The 16,551-nt window shown below is 68.8% G+C and carries 10 protein-coding genes; 5 read left to right on the top strand and 5 right to left on the bottom strand.

Annotated elements, in window-relative coordinates; genetic code table 11:
* The 5 genes from FL311_RS17360 to FL311_RS17340 form a co-directional block, all read right to left on the bottom strand.
* Positions 1–211, bottom strand: a 211-nt coding sequence (locus tag FL311_RS17360; protein WP_141326237.1) for an ApaG domain, incomplete at its 3' end; no start/stop codon positions are given.
* Positions 212–279: 68 nt separating this feature from the next.
* Positions 280–1,230, bottom strand: a complete 951-nt coding sequence (locus FL311_RS17355) for a TerC family protein (protein ID WP_141326236.1) — start codon at positions 1,228–1,230, stop codon at positions 280–282.
* A gap of 123 nt (positions 1,231–1,353) precedes the next feature.
* Complete coding sequence (glgX, locus tag FL311_RS17350; protein ID WP_141326235.1) at positions 1,354–3,492, bottom strand: glycogen debranching protein GlgX; 2,139 nt, start codon at positions 3,490–3,492, stop codon at positions 1,354–1,356.
* A complete protein-coding gene (treY, locus tag FL311_RS17345; protein ID WP_194869236.1) occupies positions 3,489–6,590 on the bottom strand; it encodes a malto-oligosyltrehalose synthase in 3,102 nt (1,033 codons plus the stop codon). The genes glgX and treY overlap by 4 nt, the downstream gene beginning before the upstream one ends.
* A gap of 178 nt (positions 6,591–6,768) precedes the next feature.
* Positions 6,769–7,086: an SWIB/MDM2 domain-containing protein gene (locus FL311_RS17340; protein WP_141326234.1), complete on the bottom strand. Its 318-nt coding sequence runs from the start codon at positions 7,084–7,086 to the stop codon at positions 6,769–6,771.
* Between the two features lie 397 nt (positions 7,087–7,483).
* On the opposite strand from FL311_RS17340, the gene FL311_RS17335 reads away from it, so the two are divergent.
* The 5 genes from FL311_RS17335 to FL311_RS17315 all read left to right on the top strand — a co-directional run bounded on the left by FL311_RS17335 (position 7,484) and on the right by FL311_RS17315 (position 16,297).
* On the top strand, positions 7,484–8,464 hold the full coding sequence (locus FL311_RS17335) for an NAD(P)-dependent oxidoreductase (protein WP_141326239.1): 981 nt from the start codon (positions 7,484–7,486) through the stop codon (positions 8,462–8,464).
* A gap of 91 nt (positions 8,465–8,555) precedes the next feature.
* Positions 8,556–9,221, top strand: coding sequence for an HAD family phosphatase (locus FL311_RS17330; RefSeq protein WP_046711679.1), 666 nt, complete (start codon positions 8,556–8,558; stop codon positions 9,219–9,221).
* A 13-nt stretch (positions 9,222–9,234) separates the two neighbouring features.
* Complete coding sequence (locus FL311_RS17325) at positions 9,235–10,845, top strand: lactate racemase domain-containing protein (RefSeq protein ID WP_141326233.1); 1,611 nt, start codon at positions 9,235–9,237, stop codon at positions 10,843–10,845.
* 8 nt (positions 10,846–10,853) lie between these two features.
* Positions 10,854–15,272, top strand: a complete 4,419-nt coding sequence (locus FL311_RS17320) for an AMP-binding protein (RefSeq protein WP_141326232.1) — start codon at positions 10,854–10,856, stop codon at positions 15,270–15,272.
* Positions 15,269–16,297, top strand: coding sequence for an NAD-dependent epimerase/dehydratase family protein (locus FL311_RS17315; protein ID WP_141326231.1), 1,029 nt, complete (start codon positions 15,269–15,271; stop codon positions 16,295–16,297). The genes FL311_RS17320 and FL311_RS17315 overlap by 4 nt, the downstream gene beginning before the upstream one ends.
* Positions 16,298–16,551: the final 254 nt, after the last annotated feature.

Raw genomic sequence — 16,551 nt, 5'->3', positions numbered from 1 at the left:
CCACGCCCTCCCCCTTCACCTCCTCCACCTTCCCGGAGGCATCCGTGATGACCCAGTGCCGCGCCTTGAGCTGCGCGGGCGCCTCCCCCTCGTTGACGATTTCCACCGTGTACATGAACGCGTACTGCCCCGACTCGGGCGAGCTGCGCTCGGGCCAGTAGGCCGGCTTCACGGTGATTTTGATGCCATCAGTGGTGGCGCTGGAAGACATGCCTCCACATTTGAAGGCAAGGCCCCCGGGTTGCAAGCAAAACCCCGGCGGCCCCCCCGCACCCGGGCTCAGGTCTTGGCGCTCTCCCGGTCATGACCGGGCTCCGGGCTCTTGGGCCAGATGAGCGAGGCGACAATCGCCAGCAGGAGGATGCCGCCAATCACGCCCAGCGACAGGCCGATGTGGATGTGGATGTCGAAGAACGTGATGAGCATCTTCACGCCCACGAAGGCCAGGATGGCGCTCAGCCCCAGCTTCAGGAAGTGGAACTTCTCCATCAGGCTGGCCACGACGAAGAACAGCGAGCGCAGGCCCAGAATCGCGCACACGTTGGACGTGTAGACGATGAACGCGTCCTGGCTGATGCCCAGCACCGCGGGGATGGAGTCCAGGGCGAAGAGCAAGTCCGTGGCCTCCACCACCAGCAGCACGATGAACAGCGGCGTCACCTTGCGCCGGCCGTCCTCGGTGACGAAGAAGCGGCTGCCTTCGCCCATGCGGGCCACCGGCAGCACCCGGCGCGCGAGCTTGACGATGCCCTGCTGCTCCGGGTCGATCTCCTCGTCCTTGGAGAAGAGCATCTTCAGCGCGGTGAAGACCAGGAAGGCGCCGAACAGGTAGATGAGCCAGTGGAAGCGCGACACCAGCGCCGTGCCGGCGATGATGAGCACCGCGCGCATGACGAACGCGCCCAGGATTCCCCAGAACAGCACCCGGTGCTGGTGCTCGGGCGCCACCCGGAAGTAGCTGAACACCAGCAGGAAGACGAACAGGTTGTCGACGGAGAGCGAGTACTCCACGACATACGCCGTCACCCACTGGAGCGCGGGCGTGCTGCCGGAGAAGTACCAGATGCCTCCGCAGAACGTCAGGCTGATGGTGATCCACACCAGCGTCCAGATGCCCGCTTCCTTGGGCGTCACCGCGTGGTCCTTGCGGTGGAACAGCCCGAGGTCCACGGCGAGCATCGCCAGGACGAAGAGGTTGAAGCCCACCCAGAGCGCGACTTGCGTATTCACGTATGAATCCTGTTTCAGGAACGGCGGGCGCACCCTAGCGGCGGCGCGTCCGGGCGTCGACACTTCCGTGTAACCGCCCAGGCCCCCACCTGGAGGCCCGGCCCACCGTCCCCGCCCGCGGCGCTACTCCGTCGACGGCCGGCGCAGCACCATCAACGAACGCCCCGCGACCTGCACCTTGCCACCCGCCGGTGTGTGGGCGTGCTGGGACTCCTCCGACGTGGATGTGTCCACCACCTGCTCCCAGTCCGCGCCCCACTCGAGCGCCGGCAGCAGGAAGCTGATGGGCTCGTGGTGGGCGTTCATCAGCACCAACAGCGTGTCACCGACAATCCGGTTGCCCTCGTCGTCCGGCGCGGCGATGGCGTCCCCGCCCAGGAGGATGGCGAGCGAGCGCACATAGGGCTTCTCCCAGTCGTCCTTGCGCATCTCCTTGCCGTCCGGCCGGAACCACGCCAGGTCCTTCAGCTCGCTGTCCCACATGTGGGCGCCGCGGAAGAAGCGGCGCTTGCGCAGCACGGGCTGCTCGCGGCGCAGGCGCGTCAGCCGGCAGGTGAAGTCCAGCAGCGCGCGCTGGGTGTCGTCGAGCTCCCAGTTCACCCAGGACAGGGCGTTGTCCTGGCAGTAGGCGTTGTTGTTGCCCTTCTGGGTGCGGCCCATCTCGTCGCCGGCCACCAGCATGGGCACGCCCTGGGACAGGAAGAGCGTGGCCAGGAAGTTGCGCTTCTGCTGCTCGCGCAGGGCGTTGATTTTGACGTCGCCCGTCTCGCCCTCCACGCCGCAGTTCCAGGAGTGGTTGTCGTTGCCGCCGTCGCGGTTGTCCTCGCCGTTGGCCTCGTTGTGCTTGTCGTTGTAGGTGACCAGGTCGTGCAGCGTGAAGCCGTCGTGCGCGGTGACGAAGTTGACGCTCGCGGAGGGCTTGCGGCCCGACAGCGCGTACAGGTCCGAGCTGCCCGTGAGCCGGTAGCCGATCTCCGCCGCCTGCCGGTCATCGCCCTTCCAGTACCGTCGGATGGTGTCGCGGTACTTGCCGTTCCACTCGCTCCACAGCACCGGGAAGTTGCCCACCTGGTAGCCGAAGTCACCCACGTCCCACGGCTCGGAGATGAGCTTCACCCGGCTGAGCACCGGGTCCTGGTGGATGATCTGGAAGAAGGCCGCGCGGGTGTCGTAGCCGTGCCGGTCGCGCCCCAGCGTGGTGGCCAGGTCGAAGCGGAACCCGTCCACGTGCATCTCCTCCACCCAGTAGCGCAGGCTGTCGGCGACCAGCTTCAGCGCGTACGGGTGGGTGGCGTTCCACGAGTTGCCCGTGCCGGTGACGTCCAGGTAGTAGCGCGGGTCCTTCTCCGTCAGCCGGTAGTACGCGCCGTTGTCCAGCCCCTTGAAGGACAGCGTGGGCCCCAGCTGGTTGCCCTCGCAGGTGTGGTTGTAGACGACGTCGAGGATGACCTCGATGCCCGCCCTGTGCAGCGCCTTCACCATCCCCTTGAACTCGTCCACCTGCGCGCCCGGGGCGCCCGCGGTGCTGTAGCGCGCGTCCGGCGCGAAGTAGCCCAGCGTGCTGTACCCCCAGTAGTTGGTGAGCCCTCGCTCGACGAGGAACGGCTCGTCGACGATGTGGTGGACGGGCAAGAGCTCCACCGCGGTGACGCCCACCTTCTTCAGGTGCTCGATGGTGGCCGGGTGTCCCAGGCCCGCGTAGGTGCCGCGCAGGGCCTCCGGCACGCGGGGGTGGAGCTTCGTGAAGCCCTTGACGTGCAGCTCGTACAGGACGGTCTGGTGCCAGGGCACGCGCGGGTGGGTGTCCCCCTCCCAGTCGAACGTGTCCTCGAGCACCACCGCCTTGGGCACACCCGCGGCGTCGTCCTGCTTGTCCTGGACCAGGTCCTCGTCCTTGCCGCCCTGGACGTGGCCATAGATGGGCGCGCGGTAGTCCACCTGCCCGTGGATGGCGCGGGCATAGGGGTCCACCAGCAGCTTGTGCGGATTGAAGCGGAAGCCCTTCTTGGGCTCGAACGGCCCGTGCACGCGCAGGCCGTACAGCGTGCCCGGCTTCAGGTCGGGCACGTACCCGTGGAACACCTGGTGCGTGGTCTCCAGGAGCGGGAAGCGGCGCGTCTCGCGCGTGGGCTCCTGTGCGTCGTAGAGGCAGACCTCCACCTTCTTCGCGTGCTCGCTGAACACCGCGAAGTTGACCCCGTGCCCGTCATACGTGGCGCCCAGGGGGAACGGCTTCCCTGGAAGCACCTCGGCCCTCCTCATCCCGTGCTCCTCTCCAGCAGCACCACCGGGAACCGCTCCAGGAGCGGCGCGAGGGGCAGCACCACGCCACCCGCACCACGCTCGGGCCGCACCTGTCGCCCGGTGAAGACATCGCGGAACATCATGCCCGCATATGCCTCGGGAAGGTCCAGGAACGTGTCGGCATAGGCGCCGGAGAGCCCCTGGGGCGACTCCAGGGCCTCCAGCACGTAACGCGGCGCGCACACCACCACGCCCGCGTCGTCCAGCTCGCGCGCGAAGGCCACCGCCGCCTGGGCGCGGGGCCCGGACAGCTCCAGCGCCCGGTAGCCGCCCCGCCGGAACAGGTCCTGCTGACGCTGGCGCAGCCGCAGCCCGTGGGCCAGGAGGAAGAGCTTGGCCCGCCCGTCATCCAGGCCCGCCACCAGCCGCGAGCACAGCCCGGGCGCGTCCTCTCGCGCCTGCGCGTCCAGCTCCTCCAGGAGCCGTGAGCGCAAGGTGAAGTCCACCGGCCGCCGGTTGTCCGGGTCCACCAGGGACAAATCCCACAGCTCGCAGCCCTGGTACGTGTCCACCACGCCGGGCGACGCGAGCTTGAGGACCAGCTGCCCCAGGGCGTTGTGCTGCCCCGCGCGCTCGATGCGGCGCTTGAAGACGCGCACCTCCTGCAGGAAGTCCGCGCCCTTCTCCTCGTCGAAGCACGCGTCCACGAAGGCCGCCACCGCGTCGTCATAGGCGCCGTCCGGGTTGGTCCACGAGGTGCGGACCTTGGCCTCCTTGATGGCCTTGGACATGTACTCGCGCATCCGGCGGTGGAAGTCGGCCCGGGCCTCGGGCGACAGCGCCTCCCCCATGGGCCAGGCGCCCACGAGCGTCTGCAGGAACAGGTACACGTCGTTGGCGCTGGGGGCCGCGCCGGACGGCAGGGCCTGCGCGAACTTCTCCGTCAGCCGCAGCCAGCGGCGCGCGAGCTTGCGCCACTCCTCGGGCAGCTCCGTCAGCACGTTGATGCGCGCGCGCACGTCCTCGCTGCGCTTGGTGTCGTGGGTGCTGGTGGTGAGCTGGCTCGCGGGCCAGTGCTCGGCGCGCTCCTGGTTGCGCAGGTGGAAGGTGGTGGTGCGCGTGCCGAAGCGCTCGGGCTCCCCGCCCACCTCGTTGAGGCTCACCAGCCGGTTGTAGATGTAGAAGACGGTGTCCTCCAGGCCCTTGGCCATGACGGGGCCCGTCACCTGCTGCAGCTTCATGGCGAAGCGCAGCATGACGGCGCGCTCGCGCTCGTCGGACTGCGGCGGGTACTGGCGCAGGAGGATGTCGCGCAGGAAGTCGAAGATGGACGCGTTGGTGGTGGCGTTGCGCTCCTTGGCGCGCTGGATGGTCCACTCCACGTACTGCACGTCTCGCGCGTCCAGCCCCGGCCGCCAGCCGTCCACGTACGTGCGGTACACGGGGAACAGCGCGATGAACTCCACCAGCGCGCGCCGGAGCGAGTTGAGCGTGAAGTCGCGCGTCCTGCGGCTCATCTCCGAGATGCGGTTGAGCTCGTGCGCCAGCACGTTGAGCTCACTCGCCATGGACACGCGCATGATGAGCAGCTTCTTCTGGTAGACGAGCTCGGCGAAGTCACCCTTCTCCCCGGTGAGCCGCTCGTACGTCTCCGTCAGGTGCGGCTCGGCCGCGGGGTGCACGAACACGCCGCTCACCGCGTTGGCGAAGCGGTAGCCGGTGGTGCCGTGCACCGCCCACGCCTCCGGAATGCGCTCGCGGCCGCCCTGAATCTTCTCCACCACCACGTACAGCGCCTTGCGCAGCGGGCTGTCCGGAGACTGCGTCACCTCCGCGCGCCAGCGCTCCTTGAGCGCCGCCTCCACGCCCGGCCAGCGCGTGTCGTCCCCGGCCAGGTCCTGGAGGAACAGCGCGTGCGCGCGCTCCACGAAGTAGCGCTCCTGCAGGTCCAGGAAGTACGCCGTCGGGTCGAACAGGCCGTCCGGATGGTCGATGCGCAGCCCGGTGACGCAGCCGTCGCGCAGCCAGCGGAACACCAGCGCGTGCGCCTCCTGGAACACCTCCGGGTCCTCCATCCGGATGGCCGCCAGGCCGTTGATGTCGAAGAAGCGCCGGTAGTTGATCTCCTCCCCCGCCACCCGCCAGTGCGCCAGCCGGTAGCTGCACGAGGCCAGCACCCTGTCGAGCAGGTCGAACGAGCGCGGGTTGCCCGGCTCGCCGTTGAAGACGCGGATGTTGTCCTCGATGTACGCGGCGACCTCCGGGCTCTTCTCCACCACCGCGGCGAGCCGGCGCTTGATGACCTCCTTCTCGCGGTGACGCTCCACGACGCGGGGGCGCTCCACCTCCGTGCGCAGCGGCAGGTGCTCGATGGCGGTGAGGATGGAGAGCAGCTCCACCATGGGCTCGGACTCCGCGCCCAGCTTCGCCTCCAGCCGCTCCAGCCCGTGGCGCAGCACGCGCCCGTACTGCCGGGGCGCCAGCGGCAGCAGGTGGTCGTAGTAGCTCACGAAGAAGGCGCCGTCGCGGAAGGACAGCTTCAGCTCGCCCTTCTCCAGCACCACGCCGTACTGGTCGCCGAGTATCGGCAGCAGCACCTTGTCGCGCAGTTCCTCCTTCACCGGCGACCAGTCGATGTCGAAGTACTTGGCGTAGACGGACGACGGGCCGTTCTCCAGCACGTCGAACCAGAGCGGGTTGCCGCGCTCGATGCCCATGTGGTTGGGCACCACGTCCAGCACCTGCCCCAGGCCGTTCTCCCGCAGCGTGGCGCACAGGGCCTGGTGGTCCTCGGTGGAGCCCACCTCCGGGTTGAGGTGCTGGTGGTCCACGCAGTCGTAGCCGTGGGTGCTGCCCGGCGTCGCCTTGAGGTAGGGGGACGCGTACAAGTCACTGATGCCCAGGCGGCGCAGGAACGGCACCACGTCGCGCGCCTGCTGGAAGGTGAAGCCCTGATGCAGCTGCACCCGGTAGGTGGACAGCGGCGTCCGGGGGCGCTCGACCAGCGCGTCCTTCACCCGCTTGAACAGGCCCTCGGCCAGGGCCTCGGCGCTCAAGGTGGCACCCGACGAGCCCGTGGGAGCCGTCCCCTCTTCTTCCAATCCGTCGCGGAGCATGGGGCCCAGAGGTAGGGCGCCGTCGCGCGCGACGCCAGAGCGCAGAACGGCTTCCGACCTCCAGCCAACGCTCCAAGGGCCCGGATTCCCATGAGCCGGGCCCCACAAAAGCAGAGGGCTCACCGGAATCCACCGGAGAGCCCTCGAGATGCAGCCGCCGGGCGGGCCGGCGTCGGGTTCAGCTCAGCTGCTTGTTCACCAGCGAGGTCATCTCGAACATGGTGACGTTCTTCTTGCCGCCGAAGATGGGCTTGAGCTTGTCGTCGGCGTTGATCTGCCGCTTGTTCTTCGCGTCCTGGAGGTTGTTCTTCTTGATGTACGCCCAGAGCTTCTTGACGACCTCGGTGCGCGGCAGCGGCTTGGTGCCGACGATCTCGGCCAGGGCGGCGGAAGGAGTCATCTCCTTCATGAACGACGCGTTGGGCTTACGCTTCGCGGCAGCAGGGGCCTTCTTGGCGGCGGGAGCCTTCTTCGCAGCAGCTTTCTTGGCAGCCATTCGTCTTGAGTCTCCTCCCCTCCGAAGGGGACGTTGTGCGGCCTCGCTTGATTTAAAGCCAGTGCCGGTGGGGCGTAGGTAGCACGCCCAAGCCCGAAAAACAGCCCTCTCCTGCGTTTTTCCCTCGGGAAACGCCCTACGCAACGCGTTTCATGCCCGAGAAACCGGCTCCGCAGCACGTTTTCCCTCGGGGGGAAACCTCGCGGACGCGAAAAATGCGTCCGGACGGCCACCGCGCCAGGGGGCGTTCCTCCTCGGGAAGTGCCCCCTTCGTCGCCGCCGGAGCCCGACCATCCGGCCTCCGCGCGATTCGTCGTCCGCCGGGCGCTCGAACGGGGCCGGATGGGAAAACCCCTTGCGGACGAGGTGTACTTTTTCGGATGAAACGCCCATGCCCATGCGAGCCCTCATCACCGGAGCTGGTGGCTTCCTCGGAATCTGGCTGACCCGCGCCCTCGCCGCGCGGGGTGACACGGTGACGTGCCTCCTCAGGCGGGGCTCGGATGCCTCGGGCCTGGAGGGCATCCCCCACACCCGCGTGGAGGGGGACGTGACACAGGGGGCCTCGCTCGGCCCGGCGGTGGAGGGACAGGACGTCGTCTTCCACCTGGCCGGTGTTCGCCGCGGCGCGACACGCGAGGACTTCATGCGCGTCAACGCCGAGGGCACCCGCCTGCTGTGCGAGGCCATGGTGGCCTCCGGGAGCCGCCCCCGGCTGGTGCTCGTGGGCTCGCTGGCCGCCATGGGCCCCTCCTCCCCCACCCGTCCGCATGTGGAGGAGGACCCCTTCCGGCCCTACGAGTGGTACGGCGAGAGCAAGGCGGAGGCGGAGCGCATCGCCTTCTCCTATGGAGACCGGCTGCCGGTGACGGTGTCCCGGCCGCCGCGCATCCTGGGGCCCTGGGACCGCGAGAACCTGGCCTTCTTCCGGCTGGCGACGAAGGGCCTCCGGCTGGAGCTGGCCGGAGGGCCCCGCCCCCTCACCATGGTGGACGTGGAGGACGTGGTCGACGCGCTCATCCTCCAGGCCGAGCACCCGCGCGCGGTGGGCGAGGCCTTCTTCTGCGCGGGTCCGGGCGACCCCCTCTCCCTGGAGTCGGTGCAGGACCTGGGGGCCCGGGCGCTGGGGCTGTCACCCCGCACGGTGCGCGTGAGCCCCTGGCTGCTCACCGCCCTCGCGTCGGCGGCGGACGGCGTGTCGCGCGTGACGGGCCGCAAGCTGCCCCTGAGCCGGAAGATGGCGCGGCAGCTGCTCGCCCCGGCCTGGACCTGCTCGGGCGCGAAGGCCGAGCGGCTGCTGGGCTTCCGTCCCCAAAGGGGGGTGGAGGACGCGGTGCGCCGCAGCGCCGAGTGGTACCGCGAGCATGGCTGGCTCTAGCCGTGCTAGCAGGGTCGGGGCTTGCCGCCCCCCGGCCCCCTCGTTTCGTTGACCTACCCCCCCTTGGAGTGTCAGGAAGCTGCGCTGCCACATGCCCTCGAAAGCCGCATTTTTCGATGTCGACGGGACGCTCGTGAAGACGAACGTCGTCCACGTCTACGCGTACTACGCGATGAACCGGGGCTCCGTGCTCGGCATCGCCGGCAGGACGCTGAGCACCGCGATGAGCGTGCCGCTCTTCGGCGTCATGGACGCGCTGGACCGCAAGACGTTCAACGAGTTCTTCTACCGGTACTACGCGGGGTTGAGCGAGGACCGGCTCGTCACCATCGCGGAGGACATGTTCGAGGACGTGCTCAAGCCGGCGCTCTTCGAGCAGACCCAGGACCTCATCGACCAGGCGCGCCGCAGCGGCTGCAAGGTCGTGCTCGTCACGGGGGCGCTGGACTTCACCATGCGTCCGCTCGCCCGGCACCTGGGCGCCGATGACCTGATCGCCAACAAGATGCAGTTCGTGGGCGGCAAGGCCACCGGCAAGGTGATTCCGCCCATCATCGAGGGCGCGAACAAGGCGAACTCCATCCGCGCCTACTGCACCAAGGAGGGGCTGACCCTGGACAAGTGCCACGGCTACTCCGACAGCGCCTCCGACTACGCGATGCTCGCGGTGGTGGGACGTCCCACCGCGGTGAACCCGGACCTGCGGCTGCGCTCCATCGCGCGCGCCTACAACTGGCCCATCCTCGACCTCAAGTAGCCCCCTGCCCGCCATGCGCCCGTTCAAGACGCTCCAGAAGCTGTACGACGAGGAAAGCCAGGTCGTCATCACCGAGAAGGGCAGCCCCCCGCGCGCCCTGTTCTACGGCGAGGGCTTCCTCCAGGAAGACCTGCCCGTGGGCACCCGGGTCATCTTCCCCCGGCCGCCCATGGCGGGCGTGCCCAACGTGAAGGCCGCCATCCGCTGGGCCATCAACCACCCGGAGGGCATGGAGCCGCTGCACGCGCTGCTCAAGCCGGGCATGCGCCTGACGTGCGTCATCGACGACATCAGCGTGCCCCTGCCGCCCATGGTCACGCCGGACGTGCGCCAGTCCATCCTGGAAATTGTCCTGGAGCTGGCCGCGGACAGCGGCGTGGACGACGTGCACCTGGTCATCGCCAACGCGCTCCACCGCCGCATGACGGAGGGGGAGATGAAGCGGATGGTGGGCGACAAGATTTTCGACGCCTACTACCCGGACCGCTACTACAACCACGACGCGGAGGACCCGGACGGCATCGTGGCGCTCGAGCGCACGGCGCACGGCGAGGAGGTCTCCGTCAACCGCCGCGTCGCGGAGAGCGACCTCATCGTCTACGTGAACGTGAACTTCGTGCCCATGAACGGCGGGCACAAGTCCATGGGCACCGGCGTGTCCAACTACGCGTCGCTCAGGCACCACCACAACCCGAAGACCATCCGGGCGTCGGACAGCTACATGGAGCCGAAGACCAGCGCGCTCTATCGCAGCAACGAGCGCATCGGGCGCAACATCGACAAGCACCTGAAGGTCTTCCACATCGAGACCACGCTGAACAACCGCATGTTCGGCGCGCCCGTGGACTTCCTGGCCAAGCGCGAGGAGGACTACACCGAGGGCGACCGGCTGAAGTTCCAGGCCATGCGCTACGCGCTGTCGAAGATGCCGCGCGCGGCGGCGCGCAAGGTGCTCAACGCCATCCCCGCGCCCTATGACGTCACGGGTGTGTACGCCGGGGCGACGGAGCCCGCGCACCAGAAGACGCTGGAGACCAGCTGGAAGCAGTACTCGGTGCCGGTGGAGGGGCAGAGCGACATCGTCATCTTCCCCATCCCGTTCATCTCCCCGTACAGCGTCAACTCCATCCTCAACCCGCTGCTCGTGCAGGTGATGGGGCTGGGCTACTTCTTCAACCTCAACCGCGGCGTGCCCCTGGTGAAGAAGGGCGGCGTGCTCATCCTCCTGCACCCGGCCTACGACGAGTTCGACCCCGAGCACCACCCCAGCTACATCGAGTTCTTCCACCGGCTTTTGCCGGAGACGCGCGACTCGATGAAGCTGGAGCACAAGTACGAGAAGGAGTTCGCGGAGAACCCCAGCTACGTGCACCTGTATCGCAAGAACAACGCCTACCACGGCGTGCACCCGTTCTACATGTGGTACTGGGGCGAGAACGGCCGCCAGCACGTGGGCAAGGTCATCGTCGCGGGCGCGGAGAACAACCACGTCCCGGCGCTGCTCGGCTGGGACCGTACCGACACGCTCACCGAGGCCATTGAAGAGGCGCGTGGCTTCATGGGCCGCTCGGCCACCATCAGCCTGCTTCGCATCGCCCCCACGGTGATGGTGGACGTGAAGTGAGGACGGACATGTCACCGCTTCCCGAGCTGAACGTCTCCCAGGTCTTCACCGGCAAGCGCCTGCTCTTCGCCGGTGCCACGGGCTTCGTGGGCAAGGTGACGCTGTCCATGCTGCTGCACCGCTACGGGCAGGAGCTGGAGCGGGTGTACGTGCTCGTCCGCAAGGGCAGCGCGGCCTCCGCCGAGCGGCGCTTCTTCGACAAGGTGGCGACGAGCGAGCCCTTCCAGCCGCTGCGCGACACGTACGGCGAGGAGGGCGCGCTCGAGTTCTTGCGCAAGAAGTGCGAAGTCATCGACGGCGACATCACCGACCCGTGGGTGGGGATGGAGGAGTCGCGGGTGGCGGAGCTGACGGGCCAGGTGCACGCCTTCGTCAACTGCGCGGGCCTGGTGTCCTTCAACCCGTCGCTGGAGGTGGGCCTCAACGTCAACACCCACGGCGTGAAGTACGCGGTGGAGCTGGCGCTGCGCTGGGGCGTGCCGCTCATCCACATGTCCACCTCCTTCGTGGCGGGCAACCGCAACGGGCTCGTCTTCGAGGACGAGGAGGTGCGCGGCTACTTCCCGAAGAAGGACGAGCTGGACGGGCGCGACTTCAGCCTGGAGCAGGAGCTGAAGGACGCGGAGCGCATCGTCGCGCGGCTGCGCGAGCAGGCCGATGACCGCGCGCTGACGTCCACCTTCCGCAAGAAGGCGCTGGACCGGCTGGCCGAGGAGGGCCGCGACGTCAACGACGAGAAGACGCTGCGCCTGGCCGTGGGCCGCGAGCGCAAGCTGTGGCTGAGCGGCGAGCTGGTGCGCGCGGGCATGGAGCGCGCGGCGCACTGGGGCTGGCCCAACACGTACACGTACACGAAGTCCCTGGGCGAGCAGGTCATCGCCGCCACGCCGGGCCTGCGCTACGCGATTGTCCGGCCCTCCATCGTGGAGAGCGCGCGGCACTTCCCCTTCCCCGGCTGGAACGAGGGCTTCACCACGTCCGCGCCGCTGGCCTTCGCCGGCATCAAGGGCCCGGGCGGCATCCCCGCCGGTGAGAACACCATCCTGGACATCATCCCGGTGGACCAGGTGGCGGGGGCGACGCTCGGCATCACCGCGCACTCCATCCAAGTGGAGGAGCGGCGCGTGTACCAGCTCGCGTCCGGCGACGTGAACCCGTTCTACGCCAGCCGCTCGGTGGAGCTGGTGGGCCTGTACCGCCGGCGCTACTACCGCAACCGCGAGTCGGGCAACGCGGTGCTCAACTCCCTGCGCTCGCGGCTGGAGCCGCAGCCGGTGAGCAAGCTGGAGTTCGAGCTGTTCAGCGCGCCCATGCTGGTGCGCGGCGCGAAGTTCCTGAAGAAGGCCATCGACGAGGTGCGGCCCGCCTGGGGCGCGCCCGCCGTGCAGGCCATGCTGGACAAGGCGAAGGTGTCGCTCGACGAGGTGGTGGACGGCAACGCCAGCCTCATCGCGATGACGGAGCTGTTCCTCCCCTTCCTCTACGAGAACCGCTACGTCTTCCGCTGCGACAACACGCGCTCCGTCTACGAGCGCATGGCGCACGCGGACCGGCTGAAGATTCCGTGGGACCCGGAGCACATCGACTGGCGCGCGTACTTCATGGAGACGCACCTGCCGGGCCTGGAGAAGTGGGTGTTCCCGGGCCTGGAGGAGGAGCGCGAGAAGCGCACCGTCATCCCCGCGCACCGGGATTTGCTGGAGATGTTCGAGGCGACGGTGCACGCGTACCGTCACCGGGTGGCCTTCCGCATGGTGTCGGGCGAGAAGGAGGAGCGCTTCACCTTCGGGGAGGTGCACCGCTACGCGGCGCGCGTGGGCAGCTTCCTGCTCAGCTCGGGCGTGAAGGCGGGAGACCGGGTGCTGTTGGTGTCGGAGAACCGGCCCGAGTGGGGCACGTGCTTCTTCGGCATCCTCCGCGCGGGCGCCACCATGGTGCCGGTGGACCCGGGCCTGAGCGAGGCGGAGGTCATCAACATCGCGAAGCGTGCGGAGGCGAAGGTGTGCCTCATGTCCGAGGACGCGGCGCGAGACTTCCCCGGCCTGTTCGGCGCGCTGGGGGACTCGGTCCTCATCGCCAGCCTGGCGCAGGCGATGACGGGCGACCCGGCGGCCAAGGACGACCGCATCGGCACGGTGCGCAAGTCGGCCTCGGCGGATGACCTGGCGAGCCTCATCTTCACGTCCGGCACGACGGGCACGCCCAAGGGCGTGATGCTCACGCACCGCAACTTCGCCTCGCTGGTGGCGAAGCTCGCGGGCGTGTTCGACGTGGGCGTGGGAGACGGCGTGCTGTCCGTGCTGCCCCTGCACCACACCTTCGAGTTCTCCGCGGGCTTCCTCACCCCGTTCTCGCGCGGCGCGGAAATCACATACATCGACGAGCTGACGTCGGACCGGCTGGGCGAGGTCTTCGAGACGGGCCGCATCAGCGCGATGATTGGCGTGCCGGCCCTGTGGCAGCTGCTCCACCGCAAGATGACGCAGGAGTTCGCCAGCCGTCCGCCCATCGTCGAGCAGGCCATCAAGGCGATGATGGCCACGCACGGCGAGCTGCGGAACCGGGCGGACATCAACCTGGGCAAGCTCCTGTTCTGGCCGGTGCACCGCAAGTTCGGCGGTCGCATCAAGGTGCTGGTGTCCGGCGGCTCGGCGCTGCCCGAGGAGGTCCACAAGGCCTTCCACGAGCTGGGCTTCAACATCACGGAGGGCTACGGCCTGACGGAGGCGGCGCCGGTGCTCGCGGTGGCGAACCCGGGCAACAAGCGCACGCCGGGCTCGGTGGGCAAGCCGCTCACGGGCGTCGAGGTGCGAATCCTCAACCCGGACAACGACGGCATCGGCGAGGTGCTGGCCAAGGGCCCCAACGTGATGGCGGGCTACTTCGGGGACCGCGAGGCGACGGAGGCCGTCCTCAAGGAGGGCTGGCTGCACACCGGAGACCTGGGCCGGCTGGACGCCGAGGGGCGGCTGTACCTGGTGGGCCGCGCCAAGGACGTCATCATCGACCACAACGGGAAGAACATCTACCCGGACGAGCTCGAGGAGCTGTACCAGGAGCACCCGCACATCAAGGAGCTGTCCGTCGTCGGCCTGCCCGACGAGGCGGGCGGCGAGAAGGTGGCGTGTCTGTGCGTGCCGGACTACGGCGAGCGCCCCCGCGAGGAGGTGCGCCGCGAGCTGGAGGAGCACTTCCGCAAGACGGGCGCGGGCATGCCCTTCTACCGTCGCGCGAAGGTGCTGCGCTTCTGGGACGGCGAGCTGCCGCGCACCTCCACGCGCAAGGTGAAGCGCAAGCTGGTGGTGGAGGAGCTGCAGCGGCTGGAGCGCATGGCGGCCTCGGCCACCAAGGCGCGCGAGAAGGTGTCCGCCGCGACGACGACGACGACGGGCGGCGTGGCCGACTGGCTCTTCCCGCTCATCGCCGAGGTGAGCCACAAGCCGGTGTCGAGCGTGCGGCCGGAGACGCAGCTGACGGGCGAGCTGGGCTTCGACTCGCTGATGCTCACGGAGCTGTCCTCCGCCTTGGAGGCGGCGGGAGTGCCGCTGCCGGCCATCGATGATTTGACGCAGGTGCAGACGGTGGAGGACCTGCGCAAGCTGGTGGTGGCCTCCGGGAAGCGGCCGTCGGCGGAGACACGGGCGAAGGACATCTCCAAGCAGAACGCGAAGGCGGAGGAGGTGGAGATTCCGGTGCCGGACGTCGTCGCGGACGTGGGCCGGCAGCTGCTCTCGTTCGGGCAGAAGGTGCTCTACGGCGGCGTGTTCGACGTGAAGGTGACGGGCCGTCCCTTCATCCCGATGAACCGCAACTTCCTGGTCATCGCCAACCACGCCAGCCACCTGGACGCGGGCCTGGTGCGGGTGGTGCTGGAGGAGCAGGGAGACCGGCTGGTGTCGCTGGCCGCGCGCGACTACTTCTTCGACACGCCGCTCAAGCGCGCCTGGTTCGAGAACTTCACCAACCTGGTGCCGATTGAACGCCACGGCTCGCTGCGCGAGTCGCTGCGGCAGGCCGGCGAGGCACTGCGCCAGGGTTTCAACGTCCTCATCTTCCCGGAGGGCACGCGCTCGCCTACCGGCGAGCTGCAGGAGTTCAAGTCCACGCTGGGCTACCTGGCGCTGACGTACCGGGTGGACGTGCTGCCGCTGTACATCCACGGGGCGTTCGACGCGCTGCCCAAGGGCAGCGTGTTCCCCAAGTCGAAGGACCTGAAGGTGAGCATCGGTCCCGCGCTGGGTCACGAGGCGCTGCGCGCGCGAACGCAGGGCATGGCGCGCTCGGAGAGCTACCGCTATGCCACGCGCATCGCCGAGGACGCGGTGCGGGAGCTGCGCGACGGACGGGTGTTGCACCTGGACGCGCCCCCTTCGGTGGACGTGCAGGTCATGCCCGCGCATGACGCGCCGGGAGGGAAGAACTCGTGAAGCTGCTGGTGACGGGAGGCACGGGGTTTCTCGGCGCGCATCTGGTGCCGAAGCTGGTGGCGGCCGGGCACACGGTGCGCCTCATCGGGCGCTCGCGTCCGACGGGGCCGGCCTACGAGGGCACCGAGTACGTCGCGGGGGACTTGAAGGACCGGGACGCGGTGCGCCGCGCGCTCGACGGCGTGGAGGGCCTGTACCACCTGGCCGGGCTCGTCTCCTTCCAGCCGAAGGACGCGCGCAAGATGTTCGAGCTGCACGTGGACAGCACGCGGGAGCTCCTGCGTGACGTGCGCGAGGCGGGCGTGAAGCGCGTGGTGCTCGCGTCCACCTCCGGCACCACGGCGGTGTCGAAGGAGGAGGCGGTGCTCGACGAGTCCGCCGACTACCCGCTCACGGTGGTGGCGCGCTGGCCGTACTACCTGTCGAAGATCTACGAGGAGAAGCTGTCGCTGGAGTACTGCCGCAAGCACTCGATTCCGCTCGTGGTGCTCAACCCCAGCCTGCTGATGGGGCCGGGGGATGACCGGCTGTCGTCCACGTGGACGGTGGTGAAGTTCCTCAACCGGGAGATTCCGGCGATGCCGGGTGGCGGCATGTCCTTCGTGGACGTGCGCGACGCGGCGGACGCGTTCCTCCAGGCGCTCACGCGGGGTGAGGTGTACGGCCGCCACCTGATGGGCGTGAACATGACGATGACGGAGTTCTTCCACCGTCTCGAGCGCCTCACGGGTGTCGCGGCGCCCCGGCTCAAGCTGCCCAAGCAGGTGAACATCCTGGGTGGCCACCTGCTGGAGCGCTGGGCGAAGGTGCGCGGCACGCCCGCGCCGCTGGACCCGCAGGAAGTGGAGATTGGCGAGCACTACTTCTGGCTGGACGCCGCCAAGGCCGAGGCCGAGCTGGGCTTCCGCGCGCGGGATGCGCAGGAGACGCTCGCGGACACGGTGAAGCACATCTACGCGAAGCTGCCTCCTGGAAGCCTGCCCGGCACCAAGGGTCGCCTCGGCGAGCTGCGCGACGGGACCTGAGCAACACTCGATATGGGCCGGGACACGGGGCCCGTATCGAGACCCGGGGCCGTGCACGGCTCAAGCACCGTCCCCCAGGGTGAGCCGCACCGACGCGCGCGAGTGATGCCGCCCCGAGAGCGCACCTCGTGGGCACGGCCTCCTCGCCCGCCGCACGAGCCCGTCGGGTAGTAGATGAGCCAGCCGCGAGCACGCCTCGTGGGTACGGCTTCCTCGCCCACTCACCTCGCGCCTCCGCACGGCCCTTGCGCGAG

The sequence above is a fragment of the Myxococcus sp. AB025B genome (assembly GCF_006518215.1).
Lineage (GTDB): Bacteria > Myxococcota > Myxococcia > Myxococcales > Myxococcaceae > Myxococcus > Myxococcus fulvus.
This window is presented reverse-complemented; position numbering and strand designations above follow the sequence as displayed.

Coding starts and splice junctions, on each gene's coding strand:
- glgX (WP_141326235.1), bottom strand. CDS start 3,492: ATGAGGAGGGCCGAGGTGCTTCCAGGGAAGCCGTTCCCCCTGGGCGCC.
- treY (WP_194869236.1), bottom strand. CDS start 6,590: ATGCTCCGCGACGGATTGGAAGAAGAGGGGACGGCTCCCACGGGCTCG.
- FL311_RS17340 (WP_141326234.1), bottom strand. CDS start 7,086: ATGGCTGCCAAGAAAGCTGCTGCGAAGAAGGCTCCCGCCGCCAAGAAG.
- FL311_RS17335 (WP_141326239.1), top strand. CDS start 7,484: ATGCGAGCCCTCATCACCGGAGCTGGTGGCTTCCTCGGAATCTGGCTG.
- FL311_RS17330 (WP_046711679.1), top strand. CDS start 8,556: ATGCCCTCGAAAGCCGCATTTTTCGATGTCGACGGGACGCTCGTGAAG.
- FL311_RS17325 (WP_141326233.1), top strand. CDS start 9,235: ATGCGCCCGTTCAAGACGCTCCAGAAGCTGTACGACGAGGAAAGCCAG.
- FL311_RS17320 (WP_141326232.1), top strand. CDS start 10,854: ATGTCACCGCTTCCCGAGCTGAACGTCTCCCAGGTCTTCACCGGCAAG.